Origin of the sequence: Actinomyces sp. SKVG-SVH-4(1) (genome assembly GCF_048514265.1) — a bacterium.
Taxonomy (GTDB): Bacteria; Actinomycetota; Actinomycetes; order Actinomycetales; family Actinomycetaceae; genus Actinomyces; species Actinomyces oris.
In genome coordinates this window covers 245913-263365 of record NZ_JBGEVE010000004.1, presented here as the reverse complement: position 1 = coordinate 263365, position 17453 = coordinate 245913, and the positions used below count along the sequence as shown (strand labels likewise).

At 70.3% G+C, this 17453-nt stretch carries 18 protein-coding genes; 15 read left to right on the top strand and 3 right to left on the bottom strand.

Going from position 1 to position 17453, the window contains the following annotated elements; genetic code table 11:
• The first annotated feature begins 153 nt into the window (after positions 1-153).
• The 9 genes from AB7V09_RS05800 (at position 154) to AB7V09_RS05760 (ending at position 9461) form a co-directional block, all read left to right on the top strand.
• Entirely contained in the window at positions 154-1074 is a 921-nt protein-coding gene (locus AB7V09_RS05800) for a dihydrodipicolinate synthase family protein (RefSeq protein WP_419143195.1), read from the top strand.
• Positions 1075-1242: 168 nt separating this feature from the next.
• Positions 1243-2283 carry an ROK family protein gene (locus tag AB7V09_RS05795; protein WP_075414981.1) on the top strand — a complete coding sequence of 347 codons (1041 nt, stop codon included), beginning with the start codon at positions 1243-1245 and terminating at the stop codon, positions 2281-2283.
• A gap of 36 nt (positions 2284-2319) precedes the next feature.
• Positions 2320-3069, top strand: a complete 750-nt coding sequence (locus tag AB7V09_RS05790) for an N-acetylmannosamine-6-phosphate 2-epimerase (RefSeq protein ID WP_009405665.1) — start codon at positions 2320-2322, stop codon at positions 3067-3069.
• Between the two features lie 202 nt (positions 3070-3271).
• Positions 3272-3553: an HU family DNA-binding protein gene (locus tag AB7V09_RS05785; protein ID WP_003783064.1), complete on the top strand. Its 282-nt coding sequence runs from the start codon at positions 3272-3274 to the stop codon at positions 3551-3553.
• Between the two features lie 204 nt (positions 3554-3757).
• On the top strand, positions 3758-4603 hold the full coding sequence (locus AB7V09_RS05780) for an ABC transporter ATP-binding protein (protein WP_075414982.1): 846 nt from the start codon (positions 3758-3760) through the stop codon (positions 4601-4603).
• Positions 4579-6303: a transporter gene (locus AB7V09_RS05775; protein ID WP_075414983.1), complete on the top strand. Its 1725-nt coding sequence runs from the start codon at positions 4579-4581 to the stop codon at positions 6301-6303. Before AB7V09_RS05780 ends, AB7V09_RS05775 begins: the two co-directional genes overlap by 25 nt.
• A 140-nt stretch (positions 6304-6443) precedes the next feature.
• On the top strand, positions 6444-7184 hold the full coding sequence (gene nagB / locus AB7V09_RS05770) for a glucosamine-6-phosphate deaminase (RefSeq protein WP_419143194.1): 741 nt from the start codon (positions 6444-6446) through the stop codon (positions 7182-7184).
• Positions 7185-7275: 91 nt separating this feature from the next.
• A complete protein-coding gene (locus AB7V09_RS05765; protein ID WP_004565276.1) occupies positions 7276-7641 on the top strand; it encodes a DUF3039 domain-containing protein in 366 nt (121 codons plus the stop codon).
• On the top strand, positions 7638-9461 hold the full coding sequence (locus AB7V09_RS05760) for a DEAD/DEAH box helicase (RefSeq protein ID WP_075379566.1): 1824 nt from the start codon (positions 7638-7640) through the stop codon (positions 9459-9461). Before AB7V09_RS05765 ends, AB7V09_RS05760 begins: the two co-directional genes overlap by 4 nt.
• A gap of 102 nt (positions 9462-9563) precedes the next feature.
• Here AB7V09_RS05760 and AB7V09_RS05755 read toward each other — a convergent pair whose 3' ends face one another.
• Positions 9564-10934, bottom strand: a complete 1371-nt coding sequence (locus AB7V09_RS05755) for a nicotinate phosphoribosyltransferase (RefSeq protein WP_419143203.1) — start codon at positions 10932-10934, stop codon at positions 9564-9566.
• A gap of 80 nt (positions 10935-11014) precedes the next feature.
• Between AB7V09_RS05755 and clpS the strand changes: the two genes are divergently transcribed.
• The 6 genes from clpS (at position 11015) to AB7V09_RS05725 (ending at position 15778) form a co-directional block, all read left to right on the top strand.
• Positions 11015-11344 carry an ATP-dependent Clp protease adapter ClpS gene (gene clpS / locus AB7V09_RS05750; protein WP_009747364.1) on the top strand — a complete coding sequence of 110 codons (330 nt, stop codon included), beginning with the start codon at positions 11015-11017 and terminating at the stop codon, positions 11342-11344.
• Positions 11344-12024: a DUF2017 family protein gene (locus AB7V09_RS05745; protein ID WP_419143193.1), complete on the top strand. Its 681-nt coding sequence runs from the start codon at positions 11344-11346 to the stop codon at positions 12022-12024. Before clpS ends, AB7V09_RS05745 begins: the two co-directional genes overlap by 1 nt.
• Before the next feature lie 30 nt (positions 12025-12054).
• The gene (gene murI, locus AB7V09_RS05740; protein WP_043537597.1) at positions 12055-12918 is read left to right on the top strand and encodes a glutamate racemase; all 864 of its coding nucleotides are present in this window, start codon (positions 12055-12057) and stop codon (positions 12916-12918) included.
• A complete protein-coding gene (locus AB7V09_RS05735) occupies positions 12915-13712 on the top strand; it encodes an MBL fold metallo-hydrolase (protein WP_419143192.1) in 798 nt (265 codons plus the stop codon). Before murI ends, AB7V09_RS05735 begins: the two co-directional genes overlap by 4 nt.
• Positions 13709-14239, top strand: a complete 531-nt coding sequence (locus AB7V09_RS05730) for a DUF3054 domain-containing protein (RefSeq protein WP_256699585.1) — start codon at positions 13709-13711, stop codon at positions 14237-14239. Before AB7V09_RS05735 ends, AB7V09_RS05730 begins: the two co-directional genes overlap by 4 nt.
• Before the next feature lie 96 nt (positions 14240-14335).
• Complete coding sequence (locus AB7V09_RS05725; protein WP_419143191.1) at positions 14336-15778, top strand: L,D-transpeptidase; 1443 nt, start codon at positions 14336-14338, stop codon at positions 15776-15778.
• A gap of 30 nt (positions 15779-15808) precedes the next feature.
• Here the strand turns inward: AB7V09_RS05725 and rdgB are convergent, their stop codons facing one another.
• Positions 15809-16516, bottom strand: coding sequence for an RdgB/HAM1 family non-canonical purine NTP pyrophosphatase (gene rdgB, locus AB7V09_RS05720; RefSeq protein ID WP_419143190.1), 708 nt, complete (start codon positions 16514-16516; stop codon positions 15809-15811).
• A gap of 3 nt (positions 16517-16519) precedes the next feature.
• Positions 16520-17323, bottom strand: coding sequence for a ribonuclease PH (gene rph / locus AB7V09_RS05715; RefSeq protein ID WP_009405675.1), 804 nt, complete (start codon positions 17321-17323; stop codon positions 16520-16522).
• Positions 17324-17453 lie beyond the last annotated feature (130 nt).

Genomic DNA, 17453 nt, shown 5'->3' with positions numbered 1-17453 from the left:
GGGTGGACCCACCCGGGTCCGCCCCTCACCGGTACATACGGTCGCTAGGAGACCCGGGCCCCGGGGTGGCGCCAACCGGGAGCATCTGCAACAATGTCTCGTGACGTCAGATGTCAGACGTCCGATATCCTTTCAATGAAGAGAGTCACCACAATGGACAACCGTTTCACCGGCGTCATCCCGCCGGTCGTCACCCCTTTCACCGCTGCGGGCGAGGTTGACTTCGACAGTCTGGACAAGGTCGTCGAGCACCTCATCGCCGGTGGTGTCAACGGCCTGTTCGCCCTGGGGTCCTCCGGAGAGGTCGCTTACCTCACTGACGCCCAGCGCGACGCCGTCATCGAGCGGGTCGTCAAGACCGCGGCAGGACGCGTCCCGGTGCTCGCCGGTGCCATCGACACCACCGCCCACCGGGTCATTGACCAGGCTCGTCGGGCAGCCGCCCTGGGCGCCGAGGCGATCGTGGCCACCTGCCCGTTCTACGCGCTCAACGATGCCGAGGAGATCAAGGCTCACTTCCGCGCCATCGCCGCGGCCATCGACGTCCCCGTCTTCGCCTACGACGTCCCCGTGCGCCTCGGCGGCGCGAAGCTCGGTTGCGAGCTGCTCGTCGAGTTGGGCAAGGAGGGTGTCCTGGCCGGCGTCAAGGACTCCTCCGGCAACGACGTCGCCTTCCGCAGGCTGGTGGCCGCCAATGAGGCCGTGGGCCACCCCCTGGCCCTTCTGACCGGCCACGAGTGCGTCGTCGACGGCATGCTGCTGCTGGGTGCCGACGGCCTCGTCCCCGGATACGGCAACGTGGACCCGGTCCGCTACGCCGAGATGTGGAAGGCCTCCCGCGACGGGGCGTGGGACGAGGTGCGCCGCCTCCAGGACGAGGTCTGCGCCGGCTTCGAGATCGTCTTCGTACCCCAGGGCCGCTCGGCCGACGCGACCGGCATCGGCGCCTTCAAGACCGCCATGGAGGCGATCGGGATCATCGCCACCAACGAGATGGCCTTCCCCGTCAAGGCGCTCGAGGGCGAGACCAAGGAGCGGGTCCTGGAGATCGTCAAGGCTCAGGGCCTCATCTGACGTCCCGGCGGCTGCATGGCCGGTGGTCGCGGCACCGACCGATCCGGACATGCAGCCGCCGTGGCAGCGGCGAGGCCTAGAGCCTCGCACCAGGCGGCCTCCTGCGGCCGCCCCTCATCCATTTCTCACCCCGGTGCGCCAGCGCCCAACATCCCGTCGGAGAGCGTCATGAGTCAGGATGTCCTCCCATCCACACCCCTTGCCCCATCATCATCGTCGTCCGGTCGCGCCCCGCTCGTCGTCGGACTCGACCTGGGCGGCACCAAGATGGCCGCCGCACTGGTCGACTCCGGAGGGACCCTGCAAGGACCGGTGAGCTCCTGCCCGACCCCGGCTCACGAGGGCCCCACCGCCATGCTCAATGCCATCAGCGGCCTGATCGCGACGGTCGTCGAGACCGGAACGCACCAGGAACCCGGCAAGGCCGCGGCGATCACGGCGGTCGGGATCGGCACCGCCGGCGTCGTCGACGTCGAGCGAGGGACCATCCTGTCGGCCACTGACGCCATCACCGGATGGGCCGGCACGCAGGTCGCCGCCGGAGTTCGCGAGCGGCTCGCCGCCCAGGGGCTGGGTGAGCTGCCGATCCACGTCGAGAACGACGTCGACGCCTACGCCGCCGGAGAGGCCTGGCTCGGTGCCGGTACCGGGGCCGAGGTGGTCCTCATGGTGGCGGTGGGCACCGGGGTCGGCGGCGCCCTCGTTTTCGAGGGGCGAACCCGCAGGGGCGCTCACCACGTGGCCGGCGAGATCGCCCACGTCCCCGTCCCCGGGGCTCAGGGCGAACCCTGCACCTGCGGCAGGACGGGGCACCTGGAGGGCATCACCGCCGGGCCCCAGATCCACCGCCGCTACCTGGCCAAGGGCGGAGACCCCGACGTTCCCGACGCCCGCGGGGTCGAGGAGCGCGCCGCTGCCGGGGACGACATCGCTGCGGAGGTCTACCGCGACTCGGCCGCCTGCCTGGGCAGAGCCCTGGCAGGACTGGTCACCGTGATCGACCCCGACGTCGTCGTCGTCTCCGGTGGCCTGGCCCGCGCCGGTGACCTGTGGTGGGAGCCCCTGCGGCAGACCTTCGCCGCAGAGATCATCGACCCCCTGGCTCCCATCAAGATCCTTCCCGCCACCCTGGGGACCACCGCGCCGATCGTCGGCGCGGCTCGCGGTGCCCTCGCCCTGGCCGCCAGCAACGACAACCATCGCCCCTAGCCGCCGGGCTTGGGCACCATCAGACAGGACACACCTATGACCGAGCAGTCATCTTCACAGCCGTCAACGCAGGTGCAGGGCGCCACGGCGGGGGACCACCCCGTCCTGGAACGCCTCAGGGGAGGGCTCATCGCCTCCGCCCAGGCCTACCCGGGCGAGCCCATGCGCGACCCCCGCACCATGGACCAGGTGGCCCAGGCCTGCGTCGCCGGCGGCGCCGTCGGCATCCGTGCACAAGGACTGGCGGACCTGGCCCTCATCTGCCAGCACGTCGACGTCCCCGTCATCGGCCTGTGGAAGGACGGGCACGACGGCGTCTTCATCACCCCGACCCTCACCCACGCCATCGCCGTGGCCGCCACCGGAAGCCAGATCGTGGCACTGGACGGCACCCGGCGCCCCCGCCCCGACGGGCTGAGCCTGGCCCAGACCGTCGAGGGGCTGCGAGCGGCCCGTCCCGAGGTCCTCATCATGGCCGACTGCGGCTCCCTGGATGACGCCAAGGCCGCACAGGACGCGGGAGTGGACATCCTGGGGACCACCCTGGCCGGCTACACCGGGGAGCGTCCCAAGACCGACGGGCCCGACCTCGAGCTCGTCGACCAGGTCGCCGGCATCGCGGAGGTCCCGCTGGTGGTGGAGGGCAGGGTCCACACGCCCGCGCAGGCGGCCGCCGCCATGGAGCACGGCGCCTTCGCCGTCGTCGTCGGAACCGCCATCACCCACCCGACGACCATCACCTCGTGGTTCGCCAGCGCGCTGCCCGGCGCCCTGTGGAAGGAATGAGCGGAAGGGCGCAAGGAAACGGCGCCGTTCCGCGACTCGCTCCGTGTGTGACGGATGTGACTGTTGTGGCGCAAATGTGCGAATTGTTACTCGCTACCCAGCGCGACACTCCGGTCTGACCTGACAAACCCAAGGTTTTATGCGTAGCGTTGCCAGAAGTGGCACCACACAAGGGTGTCCGTCCACGATCGAGAGGGAAGACATGTCCGTCAACCGCACCGAGCTCATCGCCGCCATCGCCGAGAAGGCCGGCCTGACCAAGACCGACGCCGACGCCTTCCTGGGAGCCTTCCAGGATGTCCTCGTTGAGAACGTCGCCAAGGGTGAGGCCGTGAAGATCACCGGCCTCATGGGTATCGAGCGCGTCGAGCGTGCCGCACGCACTGGCCGCAACCCCCGCACCGGTGAGGAGATTCAGATTCCCGCCGGCTACGGTGTCAAGGTCACCGTCGGCTCCTCGCTGAAGAAGGCTGTCGCCGAGTGATACGTGGGGCCGCGCCCCTGATGTCCTGATTCCGGCCCGTTGCCGCCCAGTCGAGGCGTGGCAACGGGCCGAATCGTGTTCTCCAGCGGTTCCCTCCTCATCGGGCTGATGAAGCTCAGGGCGGTTCTCCAGGAGGATGTCGGGATCAGTGATCTCCTCCCTGCGGCGGAGGGCTGAATAGGATAAGGCTTTTACAGTGGAAACATGTCTGCTTCCACATTCGCGGTGAACTCGCCCGACGGCACAGACGCGGTTGCCGCACTGGCCGGGGCCTCGCCCGCTCCTGCCTCCGTTCCAGCACTTCAGATGAGGGGGCTGGTCAAGGCCTTCGATCGCAAAGTCGCGGTGGATCGGTTGAGCCTCGACATTCCCGTATCCAGCTTCTACGGCATCGTCGGGCCCAACGGAGCGGGCAAGACGACCAGCCTGTCGATGGCCACCGGCCTGCTGCGACCCGACGCCGGTCAGGTACTCGTTCATGGCGTCGACGTGTGGACGCAGCCTCAGCGGGCCAAGACCCTTCTGGGGGTCCTGCCCGACGGGCTGCGCACCTTCGACCGTCTCAACGGTCTTGAGCTCGTCACCTACTCCGGACTCCTGCGTGGGCTCGAGCGCGACGTCGTCGTGCCCCGGGCGACCGAGCTGGTCAAGGTACTGGGGCTGTGGGACGCCGGAACCACCCTGGTCGCCGACTACTCGGCGGGCATGCGCAAGAAGATCCACCTGGCCTGCGCCATGGTGCACTCGCCCTCCATCCTGGTCCTGGACGAGCCCTTCGAGGCCGTCGACCCGATCTCCGCCCAGACGATCCAGGCGATCCTGCGGGACTACGCCGCCGCCGGCGGCACGGTGGTCATCTCCAGCCACGTCATGGCCACGGTGCAGCGCCTGTGCGACCACGTGGCCATCATCAATGCCGGCCGGGTCGTCGCCGCAGGCACGACGGAGCAGGTCGCCGCCGGCGCGGACCTTGAGCAGCGCTTCACCGAGCTGGTGGGGGGCCACGTGCGAACGGAGGGGCTGTCGTGGTTGCGACCCTCGTCAAGCTGAAGTGGCGCCTGACCGTCAACGCGCTGACCAAGAACATCTGGGCCATCATCGGGACCGTGTTCGGGGCCCTCTACGGTATCGGGGCGCTCGTCATGGTGCTGGCCGGCGCCGTCGGACTGGGGCTCAAGGCCTCCCCTGACGTCATCGGGCTGGTTCTCGGGGCTCTCGGGGCGCTGCTGGTGGCCGGTTGGGCCGTGGTGCCACTGCTCGTCACCGGGGTCGACTCCACCCTGGACCCCCGCGCCATGGCGGCCTGGGCCGCTCCGTCCAGAGGTCTGGCGCTCGGCCTGGTGGCCGCCGGCGCCCTGGGGATCCCCGGTTGCATCACGGCTGCCGTCTGCCTCATCCCGGTTCTCACCTGGCTGCTGGCGGGCCAGCTCGCGGCGGCGCTCCTGGCGCTGCTGTGCGCTCCGGCCGCCCTGGCCGCCTGCGTCCTGCTGTCCCGGATCATCGTGACGGCCGCAGGCATCTCCTCCTCGCGCCGTGGGCGTGAGACGACGGCGATCATCGCCTTTGTCGCCTTCTTGGTGGTGACGCAGGCACCGAATCTCATCCCCCGGATCCTCGGGGACGATCCCACCGGCTTTCTTCAACAGCTCCGGACCCTGGCCAAGGTCATGGGCCTGAGCCCCTTCGGGTGGGCCTTCGCGGCCCCTGGCCTCATGTCCGCCGGCTCCGTGCTGCCGGCACTGGCATTGGCGGTCGGAGCATGGATCCTCCCCGTGATCCTGCTGCCCCTGTGGCAGCGCGTGGTGGGCAAGGTGATGACCTCTCCGGGGACGTCGCACACCCGGACGCGGGCCTACGCAGCCGGTAGTGCGGACTCCGACGCGCGGAATCAGGGCCTGCCCGACGTGCTGCCATGGGCCCGCAGGCTCGGCGCCGCCCTGCCCGCGCCCGCCGCCGCCGTGGCGGCCCGCAGCCTGCGCTACTGGCGCACCGATCCCAGGTACCTGGTTCAGTTCCTGTCCGCCATGCTCCTTCCCGTTGTGATCGTTCTGGGTCCTGCTCTCAACTCCAGTCGGTTCTCCGCCGGTGTCAACGGCCAGCCGGTGGACACCAGCTTCGCCCTCGGGCACGCGCCGGCCCCGCTGCTGTTCATGGCACCCGCCCTGGCCGTCTTCATGGGGTGGGCGATCCACGATGACCTCGGCCTGGACTCCACCGCCCTGTGGAGTCATATCAGCGCTGGGATCCGTGGGGTCCACGACCGTCTGGGGCGGGTGGTCGGGGCGGCCGTGTGGCAGGTTCCCGCGCTGGTCGTCATCGACCTGCTCATGGTCGCGTGGACAGGGCGATGGGAGGCGCTGCCCGCCGTCACCGGTGCCTGCCTGGCGCTCTACGGCTGTGCGCTGGCCTGGTCCTGCCTCGCCAGCGTCCTGCTGCCCTACGAGACACTCGCCCCCGGGGACAGCCCCATGCGCTCGCGGACCTCGGGGACGGCCTTCCTGGCCGCGCTCGTTCAGATGGCGGCGATCCTGCTTCTGCTGGCCGTGTGCTCCCCGGTTCTGGGGGTGGCGGTCTACGGCGTCGTCCAAGGTGCGCCGGTGTGGGGTTGGGTGGCGCTCGTCGCGGGGGTCGTGTGGTGCGGTCTGCTGCTGTGGGGCGGAGTCGTCTTCGGCGGGCGGGTGCTGGATCGGCGAGGACCTCAGGTTCTCGCCACGATCCGCACCTGGCCGGGACACTCCCAGCCGGTGTGATCGCCCTGGTCACACCACAACGGGGTGATTGATTCTGATGGCTCGGGGTAGGATTGCTTTAAACTCGCTCACTCAATGAGCGGCTCTCAGAGATCCGTACACCCCATACCATCAGTTGTTGTGTCAGAGAGGACATCACCGTGCAGCTTGTCATTCTGGATTCCGCGCAGGCGATCGCGCAGCGGGCGGCCGACGAGATCGAGGCGCTGCTCAAGGACAAACCGGCAGCCGTGCTGGGAACCGCTACAGGCTCCTCGCCCCTGCCCCTGTACGACGAGCTCACTGCTCGCTGCGCCGCCGGACGCCTCAGCTTCGCCGAGGTCACTGGATTCATGCTCGACGAGTACGTCGGCCTGCCTGCAGGCCACCCGGAGCGCTACGCCACCTTCATGGAGACCAACCTGCGCTCCCGTGTCGACATGCGCCCCGGCGCCCTCCACGGCCCGGACGCGCTGAGCGAGGACCTCGAGGCCGCCTGCCGGGACTACGAGGCGCAGATGTCTGCGGCCGGATACTGCGACCTGCAGATCCTCGGCATCGGCTCCGACGGGCACATCGGGTTCAACGAGCCCGGCGGCGCCCTCGACTCGCGCACGCACCTGGGCGAGCTCCACGAGCAGACCCGCCGGGACAACGCTCGCTTCTTCGGCGGCGACGTCGAGGCCGTGCCCACCCAGTGCATCACCCAGGGGCTGGCCACCATCATGGAGGCCCGCAAGCTGGTCCTCATCGCCACCGGCGAGGGCAAGGCCGAGGCCATCGCCCAGCTCGTCGAAGGTGAGGTCAGCACCCAGTGGCCGGCGACCGTCATGCAGCGTCACGACGACGCCCTCGTGCTGGTCGATGCCGCTGCCGCCAGCCGGCTCACCTCGACGCACTGACGACGGCGCAGGCTCTCCTCAAGGGAGAGCCTGCCCACAGGGGCGGGGCGGGCGACTGCCGGTGCGCGCTGTCCGACCTACACTGGGCGGCATGACAGACGTCCTCGCCAGTGCCGATCCCGGATCGCCCGGAGCCCCGACAGACCCGGCCGCCGAGCCCACCCAGGGCGTCGGTACGGCTGTCCTGGAGCGCGAGGAGCTCCAGTCGACCGACGACGGCGACGCCGACCGCTTCGCCCACTACGTCCGCAAGGACAAGATCGCCGCGGCCGCTGTCACCGGGCGTCCCGTCGTCGCCCTGTGCGGCAAGGTGTGGACGCCCGGGCGCGACCCGTCGAAGTACCCGGTGTGCCCCACCTGCAAGTCCATCTACGAGGAGATGCGCAACGGGGAGGGCTCCGGCGATGGCAAGGGGCCTCGCTTCCCCCGCTTCCCGTTCGGGCGAGGCGGTCGGTGAACGCCGCCCGCGGCGGCCAGGCGACCCATCCCACCCCGACGCGAGCCTCGACGTCGGCGGCCCAGAACCTCTCCCCGGCCTACCCGCGCCGCGCCGCCTGGGGAACAGCAGGTTCACTGCGCGCCTGGCAGGCCGCTGCGCTCGGGCAGTACCTGGAGACGATGCCCCAGGACTTCCTGGCGGTGGCCACCCCCGGGGCCGGCAAGACGACCTTCGCGCTGCGGGTGGCCACCGAGTTGCTCAGCTCCGGAGACGTCCACAAGGTGACGATCGTCTGCCCCACTGAGCACCTCAAGTACCAGTGGGCCGAGGCCGCCGCCCGCGTCGGCATCCATATCGACCCCTCCTACTCCAACTCCCAAGGGGCACTCGGCTCGCGCTTCGACGGCGTCGCCCTGACCTACGCCCAGGTGGCCGCCAACGCCAACCTGCACCGCGCCCGCACCGATCAGGCCCGCACCCTGGTCATCCTCGACGAGATCCACCACGGGGGAGACGCCCTGAGCTGGGGTGACGCGATCCGGGAGGCCTTCACTCCGGCACGGAGGCGACTGGCCCTGACTGGAACGCCCTTCCGCTCCGACACCTCCCCGATCCCCTTCGTGCGGTACAAGGAGGACGCCTCCGGGGCGAAACGCTCCCAGGCGGACTACTCCTACGGCTACTCCGACGCCCTGCGCGACGGAGTCGTGCGCCCGGTGATGTTCATGTCCTACTCGGGGCAGATGCGGTGGCGCACCAAGGCCGGCGACGAGGTCGCGGCGCGCCTGGGCGAGCCCCTCACCAAGGACCTGGAGTCCCAGGCCTGGCGCACCGCGCTCGACCCGGCGGGGGAGTGGATCCCCGCGGTCCTGGCCGCCGCCGACCAGCGCCTGACCGAGGTGCGTCGCCAGGTCCCCGACGCCGGAGCCCTCGTCATCGCCTCCGACCAGGCCAAGGCTCGCGCCTACGCCAAGCAGCTGCGCGCCATCACCGGCGAGGCCCCCACCGTGGTCCTCTCCGACGACAACGGCGCCTCCAGCCGCATCGAGGCCTTCTCCGCCTCGACCGACCGCTGGCTGGTGGCCGTGCGCATGGTCTCCGAGGGAGTGGATGTGCCCCGCCTGGCCGTGGGCGTCTACGCCACCTCTACCTCCACCCCGCTCTTCTTCGCCCAGGCCGTGGGGCGCTTCGTGCGCTCGCGGGCGAGGGGTGAGACCGCCTCGGTGTTCCTCCCCTCGGTCACGCCGCTGCTGGCTCTGGCCGGGGAGATGGAGGTGGCCCGCGACCATGTCCTGAGCCGCCCCGACTCGGCGGCGCAGGAGGACGCCCTGTTCAGCCCCGAGGACCGGCTCCTCGCCGAGGCCAACAAGACTGAGAACGCCTCGGCCGAGCTGCTGCCGGGCTTCGAGGCCATGGACAGCCAGGCCGAGTTCGACCGCGTGCTCTTCGACGGCGGCGAGTTCGGCACCGGCGCCATGGTGGGCAGTATCGAGGAGCAGGAGTACCTGGGGCTGCCCGGTCTGCTGGAGCCCGAGCAGGTGACCGCCCTGCTGCGCCAGCGCCAGGACAAGCAGATCGCCTCCCAGAAGAAGCAGGCCGCCGCCGAGGCGCAGAGGCGGAAGAACTCAGGCGTCGACGACGCCCGGCGGCGGGCAGCGGCCCGTAAGGAGCTCTCCCAGCTGGTGGCCGCCTGGGCCCGCCGCTCGAGCCAGCCCCACGGCGTCGTCCACAACGAGCTCAGGCGCGTGTGCGGGGGACCGGAGGTCGCGGCGGCCTCCACCGAGGAGATCGAGAAGCGCATCCAGACCCTGCGGCGCTGGTTCGTCGGCAAGCGCTGACAGTGCTGATAAGGCTGAGGACACAACGCCGACAACGCTGATAACGCCGATAACGTTGACAAGGAGCGCCGGCCAGGGGCGGGATGCGCCCCTGGCCGCCGGTCAGCGTCGGGTGGCGCCTCGCCCGTCGAGGTCGATGTGACGGGTCGGCAGCGCCGACTCGCCGTCGCTCAGACGCCAGGCGTCGTAGGGGAGCTCGGCGCGCGACGCCCGGTGCCGCTCCGCCGCGGCGCTCAAGGCCTCCTTGCCGCGGTGCTCCTCGATGATCCGGCCCTCATCGACCAGGAGCACCTGAAGCGGCCTGGCACCGGCCTGGCTCAACGCCGACATCCCCTCGTCCTGCGAGCTGGAGGCGACCACCAGCTCCTCGGCGGCCGTGCCCTCGGAGCTGAGGATGCGGCCGGCCCACTTGCGGCCACCCACGGTTGACTTGCCGCCCGAGGAGAACTTGGCGACCTCCTCCATGGTGCCGTCGGCGCCCTCGCGCTCCACCAGCTTGTAGACGAGCGCCGCAGTCGGGCGCCCCGAGCCCGTCACGAGCTTGGTGCCCACGCCGTAGGAGTCCACGGGGGCCGCCCCCAGTGCCGCGATGGCGTGCTCATCGAGGTCGTTGGTGACGGTGATTCTCGTCGAGGTCGCCCCCATGGCGTCGAGCTGGGCGCGCACCTTGAAGGCCTCAGCCACCAGGTCGCCGGAGTCCAGGCGCACCGCCCCGAGCTCACCGCCCGCGGCACGGGCCGCCTTGACGGCCCGCTCTACGCCGGTGGCGATGTCATAGGTGTCCACCAGGATCGTGGTGCTCGGTCCGAGGCTGGCCACCTGCGCCGCGAAGGCCTCCTCCTCGGTGTCGTGCAGGAGGGTGAAGGAGTGGGCCGAGGTCCCCACAGTGGGAATGCCGTAGAGGAGCCCCGCCTCCAGGTTGCTCGTTCCCACGAAACCGCCGACGACCGAGGCCCTGGCCGCGGCGACGGCTGCCTGCTCGTGGGCCCGGCGCGCCCCGAAGTCCACGCAGGGGCGCCCGTGGGCGGCAATGGTCATACGGGAGGCGGCTGCGGCGACGGCGCAGTCGTAGTTGTAGATCGACAGGGCCAGGGTCTCCAGGATGCAGGCCTCGGCGAAGGTGCCCTCCACGGTCAGCAGCGGGGAGCCGGCGAAGTAGCACTCGCCCTCGGCGTAGCCGCGGATCGTCCCGGAGAAGCGGTAGTCGCGCAGGAAGTCCAGGGTCTCGTCGTTGACGACCCCGGTGCGGTGCAGGAAGTCGATCTGGGCGGGGGTGAACGTGAAGGCCTCGATGGCGTCCAGCAGCCGACCAGTGCCCGCCACCACACCGAAGCGGCGTGACCCGGGGAGCCTGCGGCCGAAGAGCTCGAAGACGCTGCGCCGTGAGGCGGCCCCCGATGCCAGTGCTCCTTGCAGCATCGTGAGCTCGTACATGTCGGTCAGCAGGGAGGTGGAGGCCATGGACACGTCCATGGAGGCGGCGGCGGAATCGGCAGAGGGTGCGTAGCTGTTCACGGGAACAACCTATCGCGGCTCACCGCTACCCTGGTGGTATGAGCACCTCGTTGCCCGTTGCTGAACCGGAGATCCTGGAGGAGTCGCGCGTCCGTGCCCAGCGCCTGTGGTGCACCGTGGTCCACGACGACCCGGTCAACACGATGAGCTATGTGACCTGGGTGTTCCACTCCTACTTCGGTTTCTCGCTGCCTGTGGCCGAGGCCCGGATGATGCAGGTGCACACCACCGGCCGCGCCGTGGTCTCCCGAGGAGCCCGCGAGCGCATGGAGGTCGATGTCACGGCGATGCACGGATACGGCCTGCGCGCCACCATCGAGCCCGTGGGTGACGACGCCGGTGCTGACGACTCTTCAGGAGGGCGCTGATGCGAGCCTTCCGCCGCGTCCCAGAGGGGCTGGCCTGCGGTCTTGACGACTGGGAGCGCGAGCTCCTGGCCAGGCTGGCCCTGGAGGTGAGGGCCCTTCTCCAAGCGGATGCTCCCCAGGGGGCTGGCCAGTCCGAGACCTCCTCGCCGTCGCGTCCCGACCCGGTCCGCCCGGGGGAGAGCGAGCGGGATCGTGAGGTCCTGGAGGCCCTGGACTTCGACCTCGATGCGCCGACCAACCACGTCCATGCCGGCCGCCCGAGCGCGGACCCCGTTATCGCTGTCCTGCTCCCGCAGGCCTCGGAGGATCCCATCACCTCGATGGAGGTCAGCAGCCTGACTCGTGCGCGCCTGCGGGGCGACAAGGTCGACCGCCTGGCGCGCCTGGCCGCCGAGCTGCGGGCGCCGTCGGGCCCTGAGGGAACGGTGCTCGTGGCCCCGGGCCAGGAGTCCGACTGGCTGGGGGCGAGCAATGACATCCGGCTCGTGCTGGCCCAGCGTCTGGGCATCGAGTCGGCTCAGGACGCCGAGCACGTTCACGCAGCCGCCTTCCAGGAGGCCCCCGAGGAGGAGACCTCTCGCGAGCAGTGGTACCGGGGGACGGCGCTCGTCTACGACATGGTCACCTGGTGGCAGGAATCACTGGTATCCGCGCTGTTCGGGGGCACAGGGCCCGCATAGTCTCGCGGTGTGAATGATGCTCCGATCGGGATGTTCGACTCTGGGGTCGGTGGCCTCACCGTCGCCCGTTCTGTCCTCGACCAGCTGCCCCATGAGCAGGTGCTCTACATCGGGGACACGGCCAACAGTCCCTACGGTCCCAGGGACATCGCCGAGGTCCGGTCGCTGGCTCTGGGCATCATGGACGAGCTCGTGGACCGAGGGGTCAAGCTGCTCGTCATCGCCTGCAACACCGCCTCGGCGGCCGTCCTGCACGATGCGCGGGAGCGCTACACCCTGGGACGGGGAGTTCCGGTCATCGAGGTCATCCACCCGGCGGCACGTACCGCGGCCCGAGTGACCCGCAACGGCAAGGTGGGGCTGATCGCCACCCGTGGGACGGTCGACTCGCGCGCCTACGACGATGCCCTCCAGGCCGTTCCCGGCGTCGAGCTCGTCTCACAGGCCTGCCCGCGCTTCGTCGAGCTGGCCGAGCGGGGGGTGACCACCGGCCCCGAGGTACTCGACGTCGCCGAGGAGTATTTGGCCCCCATCAAGGCCGCCGGTGTGGACACCCTCATCCTCGGCTGCACCCACTACCCGTTGCTGGTGGGGCCGATCTCCTATGTCATGGGGCGAGACGTGACCCTGGTGACCTCCTCGGACGAGACCGCCAAGGACGTCTACCGGGCACTGGCCGGCAAGAACCTTCTGCGCGGGCCGGAGGCCCCCGAACCACGCCATGACTTCGCCTCCACCGGCGACCCGGAGGCCTTCTCCGTCCTGGCCCGGCGCTTCCTGGGCCCCGAGGTCACCGCCGTTGAGCATGTCGCCTTCGCCCCTGGGGCAGCCGGCGCCCCTGCCGGGCCGCCCCACCCTCCCTCACCTCCCACCTCCCACCAAGGATCTGCATGAGACTCACGATTATCGGCTGCTCCGGCTCCATGTCGGGCCCCCAGTCCTCGGCCTCCTCCTACCTGGTGCAGGCCGAAGGAGTCGACGCCGACGGCGCGGTGCGCACCTATTCGATCGTGCTGGACCTCGGGCCGGGGTCGATGGGCCAGCTGCTGCGCCACCTCGATCCCGCCGAGCTCGACGCCATTGCGATCTCCCACTGCCACGCCGATCACATGGTGGACCTGGTGGGCATGCACGTCTACCGACGCTGGCTGCCCACCGGGGCTCTCGGGCCGGTGGCCTGCCTGGGGCCCTCGGAGCTGCTGGAGCGTCTCCAGGGGGTCGACGGCGTCCCGCCCAGTGAGCGCTACGCCACGGAGTTCGGCTTCGTCACCGCCGTGCCCGGCAGGTCCTACAGCGTTGGCCCCCTGGTGATCTCCCCCTTCGAGGCGCTCCACCCCGTGGAGGCCTACGGCTACCGGATCGAGGGTCCCAGCGAGGAGGACCCCTCCCGTCGGGTCAGCCTGGCCTTCACCGGGGACACGGACATCTGCCAGACGATCAGCGACATGGCTCAAGGAGTGGACCTCCTCCTGGCCGAGGCGGCCTTCGTCGAGGGCCGCGACACCGTGGGCGGCATGCACATGACGGGGCGTCGCGCCGGCGAGCTCGCCGCCCAGGCCGGCGCGGGGCACCTGGTCCTCACCCACATCCAGCCCTGGACGGATCCGGCCGTGCCCCTCAAGGAGGCCGCAGCCGTCTACTCCGGCCCGCTGGAAGCGGCGACGGCGGACGCCGTCTGGGAGCTGTGAGCGCTGACGGGCACGATCGCCCCGCCCCGCGCAGAACGGTCTCCTTCACCCCGGCTCTTCCCGACGGGGCGGACTGCCCCTGGACCCGAGGAAGACGGACGCGCTGGTGGCTGGTGGTTCCCGCCGACCTGGCGGCGGCGGCCCTCGTGGCCCTGTTCGGTGCCGCCTCCACCCGCAGCCTGGAGGAGGTGCCCGCCTCCCTGTGGCAGGCGGGTGTAGCCCTCCTCGTCGCCTGGGGCGTGACCTGGCTCGTGCGACGCTCCCGCCCCGATCACCTGGAGATGGCGCTGCCCGAGGGACTCATCGTCGTGGGGATCAGCTGGGTGGTCTGGACCGTGCTGCGCCAGGTGGCATCCGCATTCGACGACGTGACCGCCATGGCCTCCTGGGCGGTGATGACCGGGGCCTTCCTTCTGGTGTTCCTGGGCGGATGGAGATGGCTCTACGGCTACGTGCGCGCCCACGACTCCCTGACCCCCAAGCCCGTGGCGCGGCGCCTCGCCGAGCAGGAGAGGGAGGGCACCTAGCCCCGCGGTGGTCGGCCCGGACTCGTTCCGGTAACAGGTCGCTTGTCTTCAGTTGTCTTTACGCAATGACAACCCGGTCATTCGTACCTTGGCGCCATGCAGCACTGCGCCAGTCGACGTCGACCGCTTCGGTGGGTCGGCGTCCTGATCGCCGTCTGCCTCATTCTGGGAGGAACGGTGGGCGGATCGGTCGTCTACCTTCACAGGCACGAGGGGCGGGCTCCGCGCGGAACCATCCTCATGGGCCAGGATGTGACCGGAATGGACCGGTCGACCCTGACCGCGTTCGTGCTTCAGCGGGCCGCGTCGGCGTCACTGACGCTGACCGTCGACGGAACCCCCACCACGGTTCCGCTAGCCCGGATCGCCCAGGTCGATGCCCGGGCCACCGTGGAGGCCGCCGTGTCCGGGGCGGGGTCACTGGTGACCCACATGCACGGCATCGTGGGGACACGGCAGGTGGCGGTGCGGTACGTGGTCAACCAGGAGGCCCGCGCCGCATTGGTGTCGCAACTGAGCAGCACGCTGCGCAACCACGTCGTCGAGCCGGCCGTGACCTGGAATGAGGGCAGCGGCGGCTTCACCGCCTCATCGGGACGAGCCGGCGACGCCATCGACCCCGCTGATCTTGATGCGGCGCTCGACGTCGCCGCACGCGAGCTGGCGAAGAACCATACCGCGCCGGTGTCGATCCGCCGGACCGAGCCCACGGTGAGCGCCCAGGAGGCGAGCTCGGTCGCACAATCGGCAACGGCACTGCTGGACGCCGAGCTCCAGGTGACGGTCGACGGCGCAGCGCACGCCGCCTCCAAGGCTCAGAAGGCCTCATGGATCGACTTCCCCATCAAGGAGGGCCGCATCGTGCCGACGGTCTCCCAGGAGAGAGTCAGGGCCTGGGTGACCTCACTGAGTACGCCGGAGGAGCGCACACCGGTCAACGCCATCAACGACGTCGACTCAGCCGGCACGGTGCTCCAGCTCGCCCGCCCGGGCAAGGCTGGAAGGAAGGCCGGCAACATCGAGCCGGCCACGACGGCGCTCGTCCAGGGACTCGGCCAGGGCCGGAGCGTCAGCCAACAGATCAGCTGGAACGAGGTGCCCCACTCCACCGAGAACCGGGTAGTGCCCAACGGGCCGGAGCGCTTCGCCTACCAGGCCAAGGCGGGGGAGAAGTGGGTCGATGTCAACCTCACCGACTCAACACTGACCGCCTACGAGGGCCAGAAGGTCGTCTACGGGCCGATCCTCATCAACCACGGCGGCGTCGGGCACGAGACCGTCACCGGCACCTACAAGATCTACCTGCGCTACCAGGCGCAGGACATGGGCTGCACCCCCGAGTGGCCCTACTGCGAACGAGGGGTCCCGTGGGTGAGCTACTGGCACGACAGCTACGCCCTCCACGGCGCCCCCTGGGTCAAGGAGTTCGGTATCGGCACGGATGAGTCCTCGCACGGCTGCATCAACATCCCGGTGCCGGACGCTCAGGCGATCTGGCAGTGGTCCGAGATCGGTACCACCGTGGTGACACACTACTGACGGCACTTCACTGACGGCGCCCTCGCGGGCTCAGCCGGCCAGGACCTCGGCCAGGACCGGCGCCAGGGCGCGGAAGGCCTGTCCCCGGTGGGAGATGGCGTGCTTCTCCTCAGGTGTCATCTGGGCGGTGGTGCGGCTCCGACTCCCCGGCTCGTCCTCCTGGACGGGCACGAAGATCGGGTCGTAGCCGAAGCCCCCCTCGCCCTGAGGAGCGTGGACCAGGCGCCCCTCCATGGAGCGCTCGATGGTGGTGACCTGCTCTGCCTGCCCGCCGGAGGCCGGCTGGACCAGGACCGCCGCGCAGGTGAAGCGGGCGCCGCGGTGCGGGTCGGCGACGTCGGCCAGCTGGGCCAGGAGCAGCTGAAGGTTCGCGGTGTCGTCCCCGTGCTGGCCGCTCCAGCGCGCTGAGAAGATCCCCGGCGCCCCACCCAGGACGTCGACGCACAGGCCCGAGTCATCGGCGACCGCGGGCAGGCCCGTGGCCCGGGCCAGGGCACGGGCCTTGAGCAGGGCGTTGTCGGCGAAGGACAGACCGTCCTCCACCGGCTCAGGCGCCTGGAGTGAGGCGGCCGAGATGACGGATTCGGGCACCAGCCCGGGCACGAGCGGCGCCAGGATCTGCCGCAGCTCGGCCAGCTTGCCGGCGTTGTGGGTGGCCAGGACGAGACGGGCTCCGGCGGGCACCCGGACCCGGTTCGTGAGCGGGGCGGCGCCGTCGGCGTTGGACGAGGCACTCACGGCTCAGGCCTGCGACTGGGGCGAGGAGTCCGCCGAGGACACGGTGAAGGGCTCACCGCTGGGGCCGGCCAGGGCCTGGCGCTGGAGCGCCGCCAGACGGCTGTTGCCGGTTGCGGCCAGGTCGAGCAGCTCTCCGAGCTCGGAGCGGTCGAAGGGGGCATGCTCGGCGGTGCCCTGAACCTCGATGAAGCGCCCGTCCCCGGTCTGGACGACGTTCATGTCGGTCTGGGCGCGCACGTCCTCCTCATAGGGCAGGTCGAGGCAGGGAACGCCGTCGATGATCCCCACCGAGATGGCCGACAGCGAGTCGGAGAGCACCGGCTTGCCGGGACGGGCCTTGATGAGGCCGCGCTGCGTGCCCCAGGCTACGGCGTCGGCCAGGGCCACGTAGGCGCCGGTGATCGCCGCGGTGCGGGTGCCGCCGTCGGCTTGCAGCACGTCACAGTCCAGGGCGATCGTGTTCTCACCCAGTGCGGCGACGTCGATGATGCCGCGCAGGCTGCGGCCGATGAGGCGAGAGATCTCATGGGTGCGGCCACCGACCTTGCCCCGCACGGACTCCCGGCCGGAGCGCTCCGAGCCGGCCCGGGGGAGCATGGCGTACTCGGCGGTCACCCAGCCCTCGCCACTGCCCTTGCGCCAGCGTGGGACGCCCTCGGTGAAGGAGGCGGCGCACAGGACCCGGGTGCGCCCGAAGGTCACCAGGACCGATCCCTCGGCGTGGTCGAGCCAGTGGCGGGTCATGGTCACGGGGCGCAGCTCGTCGACGGCGCGGCCGTCCTTGCGGGTGAAGGGGGCAGTTGTCATGGGCTCAGGCTACCCGGCAGCCATCCGGTATCGGGGCGGCTCAACACCGCGGGATGCTTCATGTCTGTAGTCCGCACCGGTGGTCAGGCGGTAGCGTTCGTTGAGATATCTGCTTGCGGCCGTGAGCCGA

Coding starts and splice junctions, on each gene's coding strand:
- AB7V09_RS05800 (WP_419143195.1), top strand. CDS start 154: ATGGACAACCGTTTCACCGGCGTCATCCCGCCGGTCGTCACCCCTTTC.
- AB7V09_RS05795 (WP_075414981.1), top strand. CDS start 1,243: ATGAGTCAGGATGTCCTCCCATCCACACCCCTTGCCCCATCATCATCG.
- AB7V09_RS05790 (WP_009405665.1), top strand. CDS start 2,320: ATGACCGAGCAGTCATCTTCACAGCCGTCAACGCAGGTGCAGGGCGCC.
- AB7V09_RS05785 (WP_003783064.1), top strand. CDS start 3,272: ATGTCCGTCAACCGCACCGAGCTCATCGCCGCCATCGCCGAGAAGGCC.
- AB7V09_RS05780 (WP_075414982.1), top strand. CDS start 3,758: ATGTCTGCTTCCACATTCGCGGTGAACTCGCCCGACGGCACAGACGCG.
- AB7V09_RS05765 (WP_004565276.1), top strand. CDS start 7,276: ATGACAGACGTCCTCGCCAGTGCCGATCCCGGATCGCCCGGAGCCCCG.
- AB7V09_RS05755 (WP_419143203.1), bottom strand. CDS start 10,934: ATGGACGTGTCCATGGCCTCCACCTCCCTGCTGACCGACATGTACGAG.
- clpS (WP_009747364.1), top strand. CDS start 11,015: ATGAGCACCTCGTTGCCCGTTGCTGAACCGGAGATCCTGGAGGAGTCG.
- AB7V09_RS05745 (WP_419143193.1), top strand. CDS start 11,344: ATGCGAGCCTTCCGCCGCGTCCCAGAGGGGCTGGCCTGCGGTCTTGAC.
- murI (WP_043537597.1), top strand. CDS start 12,055: ATGTTCGACTCTGGGGTCGGTGGCCTCACCGTCGCCCGTTCTGTCCTC.
- AB7V09_RS05735 (WP_419143192.1), top strand. CDS start 12,915: ATGAGACTCACGATTATCGGCTGCTCCGGCTCCATGTCGGGCCCCCAG.
- AB7V09_RS05725 (WP_419143191.1), top strand. CDS start 14,336: ATGCAGCACTGCGCCAGTCGACGTCGACCGCTTCGGTGGGTCGGCGTC.
- rph (WP_009405675.1), bottom strand. CDS start 17,323: ATGACAACTGCCCCCTTCACCCGCAAGGACGGCCGCGCCGTCGACGAG.